This is a genomic window from Pseudoalteromonas sp. 20-92, assembly GCF_030847595.1.
Classification (GTDB): domain Bacteria; phylum Pseudomonadota; class Gammaproteobacteria; order Enterobacterales; family Alteromonadaceae; genus Pseudoalteromonas; species Pseudoalteromonas fuliginea.
The window spans coordinates 275,350-288,685 of sequence record NZ_JANJGQ010000003.1 but is presented as its reverse complement, the minus strand read 5'-3'; the positions used below and the strand labels follow the sequence as shown (position 1 = coordinate 288,685).

General features: G+C 39.4%; 14 protein-coding genes. 6 read left to right on the top strand and 8 right to left on the bottom strand.

The features are described 5' to 3' along the window. Nucleotides 1–83: 83 nt before the first annotated feature. Complete coding sequence (putA, locus tag NRL14_RS05090; protein WP_306724144.1) at nucleotides 84–3,887, bottom strand: bifunctional proline dehydrogenase/L-glutamate gamma-semialdehyde dehydrogenase PutA; 3,804 nt, start codon at nucleotides 3,885–3,887, stop codon at nucleotides 84–86. 170 nt (nucleotides 3,888–4,057) lie between these two features. Between putA and NRL14_RS05085 the strand changes: the two genes are divergently transcribed. Next, complete coding sequence (locus NRL14_RS05085; protein ID WP_033015324.1) at nucleotides 4,058–4,540, top strand: winged helix-turn-helix transcriptional regulator; 483 nt, start codon at nucleotides 4,058–4,060, stop codon at nucleotides 4,538–4,540. Nucleotides 4,541–4,594: 54 nt separating this feature from the next. Here the strand turns inward: NRL14_RS05085 and NRL14_RS05080 are convergent, their stop codons facing one another. From NRL14_RS05080 to NRL14_RS05065, 4 genes are all read right to left on the bottom strand, one after another. After that, nucleotides 4,595–5,431 (bottom strand): mechanosensitive ion channel family protein, encoded by an 837-nt coding sequence (locus NRL14_RS05080; protein WP_306724143.1) that lies wholly within the window; start codon nucleotides 5,429–5,431, stop codon nucleotides 4,595–4,597. A gap of 38 nt (nucleotides 5,432–5,469) precedes the next feature. Next, entirely contained in the window at nucleotides 5,470–6,213 is a 744-nt protein-coding gene (locus NRL14_RS05075; protein WP_306724142.1) for an LrgB family protein, read from the bottom strand. Then, nucleotides 6,206–6,559, bottom strand: a complete 354-nt coding sequence (locus NRL14_RS05070; RefSeq protein ID WP_007377543.1) for a CidA/LrgA family protein — start codon at nucleotides 6,557–6,559, stop codon at nucleotides 6,206–6,208. The genes NRL14_RS05075 and NRL14_RS05070 overlap by 8 nt, the downstream gene beginning before the upstream one ends. A gap of 63 nt (nucleotides 6,560–6,622) precedes the next feature. Beyond that, a complete protein-coding gene (locus NRL14_RS05065; RefSeq protein ID WP_306724141.1) occupies nucleotides 6,623–7,420 on the bottom strand; it encodes a crotonase/enoyl-CoA hydratase family protein in 798 nt (265 codons plus the stop codon). Between the two features lie 254 nt (nucleotides 7,421–7,674). On the opposite strand from NRL14_RS05065, the gene NRL14_RS05060 reads away from it, so the two are divergent. From NRL14_RS05060 to NRL14_RS05050, 3 genes are read left to right on the top strand one after another with little or no spacing between them, the layout of a single operon-like run. After that, nucleotides 7,675–7,995: an HI1450 family dsDNA-mimic protein gene (locus NRL14_RS05060; protein ID WP_007377541.1), complete on the top strand. Its 321-nt coding sequence runs from the start codon at nucleotides 7,675–7,677 to the stop codon at nucleotides 7,993–7,995. 47 nt (nucleotides 7,996–8,042) lie between these two features. Then, on the top strand, nucleotides 8,043–8,855 hold the full coding sequence (locus NRL14_RS05055; RefSeq protein WP_007377540.1) for a DUF481 domain-containing protein: 813 nt from the start codon (nucleotides 8,043–8,045) through the stop codon (nucleotides 8,853–8,855). A gap of 26 nt (nucleotides 8,856–8,881) precedes the next feature. After that, nucleotides 8,882–9,370, top strand: coding sequence for a hypothetical protein (locus tag NRL14_RS05050; RefSeq protein WP_306724140.1), 489 nt, complete (start codon nucleotides 8,882–8,884; stop codon nucleotides 9,368–9,370). 41 nt (nucleotides 9,371–9,411) lie between these two features. Here the strand turns inward: NRL14_RS05050 and NRL14_RS05045 are convergent, their stop codons facing one another. After that, nucleotides 9,412–9,897, bottom strand: coding sequence for a peptidylprolyl isomerase (locus NRL14_RS05045; protein WP_007377538.1), 486 nt, complete (start codon nucleotides 9,895–9,897; stop codon nucleotides 9,412–9,414). 12 nt (nucleotides 9,898–9,909) lie between these two features. Further along, nucleotides 9,910–10,821: a tRNA-modifying protein YgfZ gene (gene ygfZ / locus NRL14_RS05040; RefSeq protein WP_306724139.1), complete on the bottom strand. Its 912-nt coding sequence runs from the start codon at nucleotides 10,819–10,821 to the stop codon at nucleotides 9,910–9,912. A 164-nt stretch (nucleotides 10,822–10,985) separates the two neighbouring features. Between ygfZ and NRL14_RS05035 the strand changes: the two genes are divergently transcribed. Then, entirely contained in the window at nucleotides 10,986–11,237 is a 252-nt protein-coding gene (locus NRL14_RS05035) for a succinate dehydrogenase assembly factor 2 (RefSeq protein WP_008134821.1), read from the top strand. A gap of 55 nt (nucleotides 11,238–11,292) precedes the next feature. After that, nucleotides 11,293–11,649 (top strand): hypothetical protein, encoded by a 357-nt coding sequence (locus NRL14_RS05030; RefSeq protein ID WP_007377535.1) that lies wholly within the window; start codon nucleotides 11,293–11,295, stop codon nucleotides 11,647–11,649. Here the strand turns inward: NRL14_RS05030 and nadB are convergent. Next, nucleotides 11,624–13,234: an L-aspartate oxidase gene (gene nadB / locus NRL14_RS05025; protein ID WP_008134820.1), complete on the bottom strand. Its 1,611-nt coding sequence runs from the start codon at nucleotides 13,232–13,234 to the stop codon at nucleotides 11,624–11,626. The genes NRL14_RS05030 and nadB overlap by 26 nt on opposite strands. Nucleotides 13,235–13,336 lie beyond the last annotated feature (102 nt).

Sequence of the window (13,336 nt, the reverse complement as noted above, 5' to 3'; positions counted from 1 at the left end):
AAAGTAACAAACTTTACGCTATTTACATAGTAAAAAGGCACCATTAGGTGCCTCTCGTGTCTATTAAGAAATTAGTTTTCTAATTACTCATCATCTTCAACAAGCGTCATTAGTGATGTGTTACCACCTGATGCTGTTGTATCAATACTGATTGTTTTTTCAGTAATAAGACGTTTGATTAACGTATCGTAATACTCAGAGCTAATTACTGGTAAAATAGCACCTTTACGCTGTGCTAGCTGCTGGCTAAAGTAGCCTAAGCGAGACGAGCGAGCAGCAACTACTGCACCTGCTAAATGAGGGTGAGCCAAAATAGCTTGTAACTGATTAGGTTTAGCAACTTGGAAAACACCTTCAGCAACACCTGTAGAGATAAATTTATCTTTAAAGGCAACAGCTTCATCATAAAACAGCTCAGACGCTACAGTAATTACCGTATTACCTGCGGCAATAGCGGTAATGATAGACAATGCCCAGAAGTTAAATGATGTGCTCTTATCTGCATAACACACGACGCAACCACGCGCTTCTAGATGAAGTGTATTAGACTCACCCGTTGGCCCAGGCAGGGTAGTAAATTTACGCATGTGCTTTTCAAGGCGGTTAAGCTGTGCACGAGCTTCTGATAGTGTTAATGCCAAATCGTCTGCTAAATCGTCGATAATTTCTACCGTCGCGATTTTAGCAAGCAACTGACGTACAGCTGAAACACGGTCATTTAGCGGTGTTGCACGCCAAATCTTTTCATCGCGCATTGAGTTAGCCATTAGCTTTTTAACTTGTTCATTTGCACCGCTGTAGTGGTGTAAATCAAGCTCATCTGGCGTCAGGTTTGTCATTTGCACGTTATCTGGTGATGCCTTTTCTTTTACTAAACGTTGAAGGTAGTTAGGGCCACCGGCTTTAGGGCCAGTACCTGATAAACCACGGCCACCAAATGGTTGCACACCAACAATAGCACCAATCATGTTGCGGTTAATGTAAACATTACCCGCACGTGACATTTTAGCAAGGTATTCACAGCGCTCTTCAATACGTGAATGTACACCCATTGTTAAGCCATAACCTGTGTTGTTAATTTGATCCATCACATCATCAAGTTCGCTCGATTTAAAACGCACAATATGAACACATGGGCCAAATACTTCACGTTTAAGTACTGATAAGTCCTTAATTTCATATAAACGAGGCGCAAAAAAGAATGCACCATTTAATGTATTATCAGGAATTTTGCACTCGTAATGCAGTGTTGCATTACCTTTTAAGTACTCAACATGGTCGTTTAAGTTTTTAAGTGCTTTTTCATCAATTACAGGGCCTACATCAGTTGATAGTAACGATGGATCGCCAATGTGTAACTCAGCTAGAGCCCCTTTAAGCATATCGATGATGCCATCAGCTACGTCTTCTTGAATAAATAGAACACGAAGAGCCGAACAACGTTGCCCAGCACTTTGAAAACCAGAACTGATCACATCGTCAACTACTTGCTCAGGAAGCGCCGTTGAGTCAACAATCATACAGTTTTGGCCACCAGTTTCTGCAATTAACGGAACTTGAATATCGTTACGTGTAGCAAGTGTTTGAGAAATTAATGTGCCTGTTTCAGTAGAGCCGGTAAACATAATTGCTTGAATGCGTTCATCAGGAACAATTGTTTTACCTACTTCACTACCACGAGCAATAACCGGTTGAACAACATGTTCAGGTAAGCCAACAGACAGCATTAGTTCAATTGCACGAAGGGCAATTAAGCTTGTTTGTTCAGCAGGTTTTGCTATTACTGTGTTACCTGTAACAATGGCAGCAGCCACTTGGCCTAAGAATATTGCAAGCGGGAAGTTCCACGGGCTGATACATAAAATAACGCCACGGGCTTCAAAGCGTTCATCTTGCGATAACTCTTCAGCGCGCGCCGCGTAGTAACGACAAAAATCAACCGCTTCACGCACTTCATCAATACCGTCTTGTGCTACTTTACCCGCTTCTTTAATACAGATAGCGACTAGTTCGTCGTGATGACGCTCTAAAATATCAGCAACGCGACGCAGTAAATTTGCACGTTCTTTTACTGATGTTTGCGACCATGATTCAAAAGCTGCTTCTGCGTTAGCCAGTAATACTTTCATCTCTTCGCCAGTTTGTAATTTAACGTGGCCGATGATTTCTTTATGATTCGCTGGATTTTTAACGGCTAATGAGCCTTCAGGTACTTGGCTTTGCTCAATTAAATGCTCATTAAACCAGCTTTCAAGATTCTCTTTGAAAGGGGTAATAACGTTAATGTCGGTTAAATCCATGCCTTTAGAGTTAGCACGTTCTTCACCGTATAAATTAATTGGCATTTTAATTTGCGTATTATACTTGTTACGTAAGCCTTGTAGTGTTTCTACAGGATCTGGTAATAGCGATTCAACAGGTTTAGATGTATCTACAATGGCATTTACAAATGATGAGTTAGCGCCATTTTCTAATAAACGACGAACAAGGTAAGCAAGTAAATCTTCGTGTTGACCAACAGGGGCATATACGCGGCACTGAATTTTTTCTTCGTTAACGATTTGATCGAATAATGATTCACCCATACCGTGCAAGCGTTGGAATTCAAAACCAGTGTTGTCGCCTTTTGCTACTTCTAAAATAGTCGCAGCAGTGTAAGCGTTATGTGTAGCAAATTGCGGATAAAGCACATCGCGCGCTTCAAGCATTTTAATTGCACATGCTTTGTAGGAAACATCGGTTGTGGCTTTACGTGTAAATACGGGGTAGTGATCCAAACCATCTTGTTGTGTGCTTTTAATCTCTGTATCCCAATAAGCACCCTTAACTAAACGGACCATCATTTTACGACCAACGCGGGTCGCAAGCTCGGTTAGCCATTCAATTACAAAAATAGCACGTTTCTGGTACGCTTGAACCGCTAAGCCAAATCCTTGCCAATCACCAAGATCTTCATCGCTAAATACCGCTTCAATTACATCTAATGAAATATCTAAACGGTCAGCTTCTTCGGCATCAACGGTAAAGCCGATATCGTATTTTTTAGCGGCAAGAGCAAGTTCTTTTAACTTAGGGACTATTTCTTCCATCACACGGTCTTTATGAGTGAACTCATAGCGTGGATGAATAGCCGAAAGTTTAACTGAAATACCAGGGCTCTTAATTGGGCCACGACCATTGGCCGCTTTACCAATTGAGTGTATAGCATTCATGTAGCTGTCAAAGTAACGCTTTGCATCTTTCATTGTGCGCGCGCCTTCGCCTAGCATATCGTAAGAATATACATAGCCTTTTTGCTCTGTATCGGCAGCACGTTCAATTGCTTCGTCAATGGTACGGCCCATAACGAATTGCTTGCCCATAATTTTCATAGCAAAATTTACGGATTTACGAATAACTGGCTCACCTAAACGACCAATGGTCTTTTTAAGCATGCCGAACTGTTGTTCTTTCGTTTTATCTGTGTAGTTAACCATTTTACCGGTAACTAATAATCCCCAAGAAGACGCGTTTACAAATAAAGAATCGCTGCTGCCTAAATGAGAGCTCCAATCACCTTTGGCCAACTTGTCGCGAATAAGTACATCTTGAGTTGCTTTGTCTGGTACGCGAAGCAGAGCTTCGGCCAAACACATTAATACAACACCTTCTTCACTAGAGAGTGAGAATTCATTTAAAAGTGCGTCAACACCGCCTTGTCCATCTTGCTCTTTACGAATGTTTAAAACAATCTGGCGGGCTCTTTCCCATGCACGGCTTCGTGCTTTTACGCCCACTTCTGCAAGCGGTAAAATATGATCGATAACCGCATTTTCGTCTATGCGGTAAAAGTCACGAATTTTCTGTCTAATAGGACAGTTAGTAGTTAAATCGCCGTTGAATAACATAAGCAACCCTCAGGAGTGTTTAGGATTTAAAGTAAAATTAATTACCAATAAATTATCAGTGATATTGTGAGTGCATTCTAATTAAAATTCCGCAGAATATGCTGGTTAAATTTCGCGATTTACGATAATTTACAGGGCATAAATTTAACTTATCCGCATAAAATTCTGTTATGACAATTCCAAATAGATTACGCATGCTAGATCGTATCGATTTAGCCATACTAGACGTTCTACAAAAGAACGGCAGAATTTCTAATGTTAACCTGGCAAAACAGGTTAACTTGAGCCCTAGCCCATGCCTTGATCGTGTTAAACGTTTAGAGCAAGAGGGCTACATAGAAGGCTATTATGCAAAACTTAGTGAAGCTAAGCTAAATCAAAGCTTAGTTGCTCATGTGCAAGTTTCGCTTGTTACCTCAAATACAGCCGTATTTAAAGTGTTTAGAGAGCATATTTTAAAAATTAAGCAAGTGGTTGAATGCGACATGGTTGCTGGTGGCTATGATTATTTATTAAAAATACGCGTGTCTAACATGGAAGAGTATAGACAAGTATTGGGGGATTTAGTTGATATACCGGGAGTCGGTACGCACCACACTTATATGGTGATTGAAAAAATTAAACAAGACGATGGTTTACTAATTGATATTTAGTTTGTTCTAAAATGTGTGAGCTTGCGGCTAAGCAGGCTCACACTTAAAACTAAATTAACTTTCTAAACCGTTTTTATTAATTGTAATAATGCGTTGAGGAAATGGAATTTCAATCTTAGCGTTGTTAATTGCTTTATAAACACCGCCGTTAATAGCCAGTTTGGTTTCGATAATTTTAGTAGTAGGCACCCAATATCTGTAGCTGATTGTAACACCGCTATCGGCAAAACGTTCAATACCGACCTGCGATAATGGGTTTTGCGCGACCAGTTTGTGCGCTTTAAGTACCTCTTCAATAAGACTAATGGCGCTATCAGAACATGCACTATAAGCTATGTCTATTTCACCTTTGACCAATGAGTAACTAAACGAGTTGTGAAGTATTTCGCCCACAATATGTTTATTTGGAATAGTAATTTCTACTTTTTCTTCATTGATTAAAATTGTGTAGCCAAGCTCAATTGTTTTAACTTGGCCGCTTACATTTTTAACTTCAATAGTATCACCAACAACAAAAGGTCGAGTGGCTATAATGGCAAGGCCTGCACCATAGTTAGAGAGCATTCCTTGTAGTGCTAAACCTGCACCTAAAGACGCAGCACCTATAGCTGCTACAAAGGGAGTAACACTTATACCTATTTTGCCAAGTGCAATAATTATAACCATTACAATTAGCAGTACTTTTACCACGCTACTGACAAAGTTAGTGAGCGTAATGTCAACATTATGGCGGGTCATTAACGCAGCTACAAATTTGGCAAGCTTTTGCGCTATCCACAAACCAATGAGGACGATAAAAATAGCACCGACAATTTGCATACTGTAGGTAACCATATACTCAGTAAGCATGGTGTAATATTTTTCAAACTGTTCGATTTCAGAACTGATCATAAAGCGCTCTATGTTAGGGCTATGTTGTATTTTTCCAACTATAGCAAAATGTTGACTAAAAATGGATATAACAGTGGTACTATAATCGCTGTTAGTAAAGCGCTGAGCGCCATTGCAACCGATGAGTAAGCGCCAACTTTTGGATGCTCGGCAATAGCAGCGGCAGTCCCAATTGCATGACAAGCTGTGCCCATGGCAACGCCTTGAGATTCGTGATTAAAAATATTAACGAGTTTAAAAAGCATAAAACCAAATAAAGCCCCTAGTAAACCAATAAAAATAACTAAAGCTGCAGCAAGTGAACTGATTCCACCCAATGAATCAGTGACGATTAAAGATATAGGTGTAGTGACACTGAGTGCGGCAACCGATGCACTTAGCTGCGCTGGCGCATTAAATAATATGCTTAGCAAAAATGCCACAACGGTTGCGTTAACAATTCCTAGGCTACATGTTGCGACTATGAGTAATAGGTTTTTTCGTACATGCGTAAACTGCTGATACAAAGGAAGCGCTAAAGCGACAATTGCGGGCTCTAATAACCAGCTTAGTAGTTTGCTGTTCGAGGCAAATTGCGTATAAGGCAAATTTAGATTAACGAGTAATAAAGCGATAATACTAATACTTAAAAATACGGGGTTGGTGAGCGATTTTAATACGCTGTTTTTTATACTTTGGTTTACGGCCCTTAGTGCTAAAAACAATACAATAATAAAAGGGATACTTAGCCACCATAAAGTAGGCTGTAGCTCTGAAATAGCGGAAAAAGTAAAATCAGTCATTATTTTCTTTTCCCTTAAAGTACGCAATTACACTGCTAACAAGCAATAAGGTAGTTATAGGAACTAGCAACACAACTGATGCTAAAAATGCCCAGTGCGATTTTATAAGGCCGAGATGTTCAATAAATCCCACACCCGCAGGAATGAAAAATATAGGCATAATATTTAAAATAGGGGAGGCGCATGGTTTTACATGTTGCTCTTTTACAATACCCGATAAGAGTAAAACTAATAAAATAACCATAGCGAGTAACGGTGCAGGAAAGCTTCCACCAATAAAGTGCATAATGAGTTTAGCGCAGGCTAAACATAGTAAAATAATAGCGCTACTGAGCAGATATTTCATCAAAGTGGCTCACAGAAAAGATAAGAGCTTAACTTTAACAAATCAAACTCTTTTATGCATTGTCTACCAGTGCTTTGTATTTGCGTAGGTTATGTCCGCTTTTCCTTTTCCTTTTGCTTTAGCAATTGCTTTTTTAGTGTTTGGGTTTAGCAATAAGCGAATTTGGCTGAAGGTTTCTTTAGCGAGTATTTTTCGTTGGTTTGGTTTATAGCTAAGTTGTGTAACACGTTTAATAGCAGCAAGCGTATCGGGTGAGCGCTCAAGTAATGTATTGAGCATGTTTTGCGTGGCTTGTTGAGTATCATCGGTAAGCTGAGTAACCAAACCTAGCTCATTTGCTTGTTGTGCTGTGATAGGGTTTGCGTGGCTTGCAAGCCAAAGTGCTTGGTCACGCTTAACTAAACCGCTCATCATTACATTTGCGCCCATATCGGGGCACAGCCCCCAGCGTGCTTCCATAATGGCAAGCTTGGCATCAACATGAACAATCCTGTAATCGGCACCTAGTGCTATTTGTAATCCCCCTCCTAAACAGTTGCCATCAATTTGTGCAATAACAGGAACGCTTAGTGACTGCCAGCCTAATACTACTTTTTGCGCTAAGTTTTGATTGCCAGGTAACCATTTGAGCAATAATTTTATAATATTCAATGGTGCCGCCATGACAGCTGATATATCAAGGCCTGCACAAAAATGCTCGCCATCGCCTTTTATTACTACAGCACGAATACTGCGATCTCTTTTTATGCTTTTAATAGCTTTGTTTAGCTCGACAAACATTTGAAAGCTTAATGCGTTTTGCTTTTTTGCTCTACTAAGCGTGACGGTAGCAATGCCATGTTGTTTTTCTAGTTTTATCATTACACACTCCTCTGACCTGTTACTTGAGCTTATGTTGTTAAGTTAACTAAGTAAAGAGAGAAAGTTTTTACACAAAAAATGAATTAATTGAGTAATTCAAAGTCTTATATTGTTGATCTTGCTAATAACAATATAAATATTTCGAAATGAGTGCAGTGATGATAAAAAAGTAAGGTATTTAAGCGTTTTTTTATCTATATAGATGCTAGTTTTGTTATTATGATGTCACTTAAAAGCTTAGAGGTTAATCACTCATGTCTGGCCCACGTTTACACACGATAGAAGAAGCAACTCATCAAGCCTATGATATTTTTTTAGAGCTAGCGCCAAATAACTTGAGCGATAAAGATGTTGAAGACTTTAATCAATACCGAGAAGATCTTGGCTTTATTGAAGAAGATGAGCCAGATGACCAATGGCAAGATTTTGTGGCACTTGAAATTGAACCAGAGCACTTTATTCAAGTGTTAGTCGGTTTAGAATTTGAAAATGAAGATGCCTTATTTGCAAAAATTTTAATTAGTCGTGATAAAGACGCGCCGTTTTGTCATATTTTATGGAAAGAAAGTGAATAAGCCCATATTGCTTGTTTGTTTATAATTGTGTGCAAGAGAGCGTATTTGTGCGTAAGTATTTATTTTTAATTCTCTTATTGATTAGTAGCCCAAGCTGGGCTGTTGATCCTTTTGAAGATTTTCATGAATATGGACAGCTTTCGGATGAAGAGATCCATGAGTTACACAAAGGTGAAATGCTTTATGGGGATACTGAGTTTGGCTTTATTCTTAGCAAAGGCAACGCTAATTCGACCAGTTTTAAGCTCAAAGGTAATTTATATCAAGACTTTGAGAAGTGGCGTAATCAATTCAAAATAGACTCCCTTTATAAGCGCGATGAAAACGATGAAACAGGCGACAGCGATGTAACAGCTAATCGTGTGTTTGTCTCTGCACAGGGTAATTATAAAGTGGGTGTGAAAAACTCATCCTTTTTTATTTACGGCGATTACGAAGAAGATGAATTTAGCGGCTTAGATTTTAAAAGCACAATCGCAACCGGTTACGGTACTCGTGTATATCAAGGTGTTAAAAACAAAGTTGATATTGATGTAGGACCCGGTTTATATCGCTCCGTTGCTGATGAAGAGTCAGATGTAAGTGAGGACGATATAAATAAAACGGGTTATTTAGTCAGAGTTGCAATGCAATGGGAGCGTTTGGTTTCTAAGCGAACTCGTTTTAATCAAGATGTCAGTGTAGAGCAATCGCTCTCGGGTCTTAATTCTCGTTTTAAATCAGAAACAGCATTAATAAGCCAAGTCGTTGGTGCTGTATCACTTAAGTTTGCGTATATGTACCGTTATAATTCAAAACCCGAGGATGATAAACTTAAGTTTGATTCAGAGCTTAGTGCAACCTTGGTTTATAACTTTTAAGTATTTATTTAATTTTAGAGAGTGTTATGTATCAGCATAAGCAGTACGCGGTGTTCATTTTTTTTGTATTAGCATGGATAGGCGGATTTGTTGCACTAGCGTGGAACTTATTAGGTGCAGATGGACCTTTAATGATATTTACTGGTATTTTAGTGCTGGTGGGCTTTTTGTTTCATGGCTTAACAGTAAAAGTTGATGATAATAAAATAAGTTGGGCGTTTGGGCCTGGTGTTGCTGGGCAAAGTATTTTGCTTAGCGAGATTACTGAAGTAAAAGCAGTACAAAATTCATATCGCCATGGTATAGGTATCCGTATTACTCACGATGGTTGGGTGTATACAGTATCTGGTTTTAGTGCAATACAGCTAACGCTTAAGGATGGCACTATGTATCGTGTAGGTACAAACGATCAAAAAGGTTTACTAGCCGCATTGAAAGAAAATAAAGTATCAATAGCACTTCCTAGTAAGAAAAAAAGCGAAACTGAAGTGGTTAAGCGCAACAATATGATATAAAAAAAGCGCCTTAGGCGCTTTTTTATCTGCTGTATACAATATTAGTGGTCGTGGCCACACCCACCTTCGCCATGTACGTGGCCGTGAGTTAATTCGTCTTGTGTTGCATCACGCACTTCTAGAATTTCTACATCAAAGTTAAGTGTTATACCTGAAAGCGGGTTATTACCATCTACAATCACTTCTTCATCTTGAATATCGATGATCATTACTGATTGGTCGCCATCATCTGTTGATGCACGAAATTGCATGCCAACTTCAATTTCCATACCTTCAAACATTGATTTAGGTACCGCTTGCATTAGGTTGTCGTGGCGCTCGCCGTAACCTTCTTCAGGTTCAACCTTTACGCTAAGCGTGTCGCCTGGTTGCTTGCCCAGCAAAGCATTTTCTAGGCCTGAAATTAAATAGCCTGTGCCAATGATAAAGTGTAGTGGCTCACCACCGAACGAGTTATCAATGCTATTGCCATCATTATCCATTACCGAATAATGCATTTTTACCACTTTGTTTGCCGCAACGATCATAGTCATTCCTATTTATTCATCTTCAAGAGAGTAGGGTAGAGGCAGAATGCTTAGCTCCACCTGAGGTGTGTGTTTTGCACGAAGTACCTGAGTTACATCAGTATCGTTTGGCAACACAACGAGGCCTGTTAGTTTATTTGTTTGCTCATCAAAACTTTGCGTTATAAGTTTACCCGCACGGCGCCAGTTTTCGCCTAACTGGGTTTCCAGATCAAGCTCTGAAAGTAGCCCTTCGCTTTGTCCTGAAACGATATACATTGCGCGTTTATTCTTACCAAGGTATTTCATACGGGCCACAGTTTCTTGACCTGTATAACATCCTTTTTTAAAGCTAATGCCACCAATAGCTTGTAGGTTAACCATCTGCGGAACATATTCCCCAATAGCTTCACTACTTAATTGTGGTTCGCCGGCTAAAATTGCTGCTTGTTTCCAGGGCGCATCGTTATCAAGAGTCGATATATTATCAGGAATACTAAATTGGCTATCAACCATCAATAACACGCGATTATCTGCTAACTTTAATGCTTTACCATAACTCAAGTCGCACGCAGTAGCATCGTCTTCAAATGTTATACTAAGCTGAGCAAGTACGTCTGTTAAGTCATCGCCGATTAAGCCAATTAAACGCTCAGAGGAGACATTTATATCGACCTTTGCAAATACAGCGTATTTTTTAAGTTCAACTAACGACTTTTCTACTTCGGCTGCGCTGCCTGTAAGGTAATAGTTATCTTGATGAGAAAATAATTTAAATACACCCCAAAGCTTTCCTTTGGCACTGCAATGGCCAGTCCATAAATAGTTACTGCTGGTTAATTTATTGAGATCTTGAGTAATTTGCCCGTGCAAATAAGATAATTTATCAGCACCGCTAAGGCTAATAAGTTGATGAGATAACGGACATGCATAAACGCTCGACATAAAAACCTTCTTTGCAATATAAATGAAGTGACATAATAACGCAGTTGTTACGTATGGTACAGACAAGCGCTAATTGGCGTGGATTATTATTTTAATCGGCGATTAATAGCTGATAAGTTGACACGCATTTGTTAAACTCGAGTCAATTAAGTATGAGGTTTAAAATGGTTGAAATTCATAGTAAAGCACGTATTCGTTGGGCTTGCCGTCGTGGCATGTTAGAGCTAGATGTTTTGTTTATGCCGTTTGTAGAAGAAGCATACGACTCTTTGAGCACAGAGCAGCAAGCTATCTTTCAGCGTTTGCTAACAGAAGAAGACCCTGATTTATTTGCATGGTTTATGGGGCATCAAGAGTGTAAAGATGAGCAGTTAAATACAATGGTTTCACTTATTTTAGATAGAGTTCGTGTATAGATTTACAGTTACAGATAATAAAGCAGACCATAAACCAGTTGTGGTCTTTTTTTGTATGCTGGCTTTGATATTATGCTTATTTTTAAGTTCTGTACTGGCAATGCTTTTTTGTGTTGTAGTAAATACAGTGGCTGGATTATTTGTTTGGCGAAAAGTTTTAGCTGCTCACCCGATACGGGGAGTTGTTATTTTAGAGCCAAACCTATTTAGATTTGAAAGTCAGTCGCTAAAAATTCAAGGTGAAATAAGTACTCAAAGTCGCATACTTGGTAGCAGTGTATGGCTTTATATTAAAGGCTTTAGTAAAAACCATTGGCTAATTATTTCAGCCAATGGAGTTAACGAACAAAGCTATGCTCGATTAAAACGTGCAACACTTAGCGCTATTAGTGGCGCTGCGGGGTCAAAATAGTTGGTGTTGGATTTTCGTTTTGCTCAGGGTAATCAATAGTGTAATGAAGGCCACGGCTTTCTTTGCGTTCCATTGCACTTCTAATGATTAATTCAGCTACTTGCACTAAATTACGTAGCTCCAACAAATTATTACTGACTCTAAAATTAGCATAGTAGTCATGTATTTCTTGCTGTAATAGTTCAACTCGGTGCAGTGCACGCTCTAAACGCTTAGTTGATCGAACAATACCAACGTAATCCCACATGAATAATCGTAGTTCATGCCAGTTATGGGTAATTACAATTTCTTCATCGGAGTTACTAACTCGGCTTTCATCCCAATATGGAAGTGCTATAGGCTCTGGCGCATGCTCTATTTTACTTAAAATATCTTTTGCAGCAGCATGGGCAAACACAATACATTCAAGTAATGAGTTACTAGCCATGCGATTTGCACCGTGAAGGCCTGTATAAGCTACTTCACCCACAGCGTATAAATTATCTAAATCGGTTTTTCCGTTAAAATCGGTCATTACACCGCCGCAAGTATAGTGGGCAGCGGGGACAACTGGGATTGCTTCTTTGGTTATATCAAGCCCTACACTTAAGCATTTCGCATAAATAGTAGGAAAGTGCTCAATAATAAAATCTTTATCTTTGTGGCTAATATCTAGGTAAACACAGTTTGCGCCGAGGCGTTTCATTTCAAAATCGATTGCGCGTGCAACAATGTCGCGTGGAGCAAGTTCTTCACGCTCATCAAAGTCTTTCATAAAGCGAGTGCCGTCAGGGCGTTTTAAATAAGCGCCTTCACCACGCATAGCTTCAGTAATTAAGAAGTTTTGTAATTCAGGGTGATATAAACTTGTTGGATGGAACTGATTAAATTCCATATTGGCCACTTTACAGCCCGCCCGCCACGCCATTGCAATACCATCGCCACTTGATACGTCAGGATTTGAGGTGTACAAATACACTTTACTTGCCCCGCCGGTCGCCAGGGCAACAAATTTTGCCGAAATGGTTTCTACCTTTTTAGCTTTTTTGTTCCACACATACATACCGTGAATATGCGAAGCTGTTTTTTCGGTGTTTTTATCAGTAATTAAATCAATTGCGTTGTATTGCTCTAAAAGTGTAATATTTTTATGCGCTTTTACTTGGCTTATTAATGTAGTTTGTACTGCTTTGCCAGTCGCATCAGCTGCATGCAAAATACGACGATGGCTATGACCGCCTTCGCGCGTTAAATGAAAGCGCTCTTTGCCTTTACTATCAAATTCCATATCAAAAGGCACGCCTTGATCAATTAACCATTGCAGGCAATCATGGGCGTTGCTTGCAGTGTAGTGGACGGCTTCTCTGTTGCACAAGCCGCCGCCAGCATCGAGTGTATCCTCTACATGGGATTCTATGCTGTCATTTTGTTTATCAAATACAGCAGCTATACCGCCTTGAGCATATAATGTAGAGCCTTCTGTCAGAGCCCCTTTACTAATTACGGTAACGTTACAAAAATTAGCTAAAGATAAAGCTAGTGATAAGCCTGCTGCGCCGCTACCGATAATAGCGACATCAGCAATGTGGTGTTTATTTTGGTTCATGTCAGAGGTACTTTGCGGTTACAATGCTCGTATAGAGCAATATTTGTTTTCAATATCTGTAGTTGTATCATATTTGTCATATTACTACGTAGTGATTTTAAT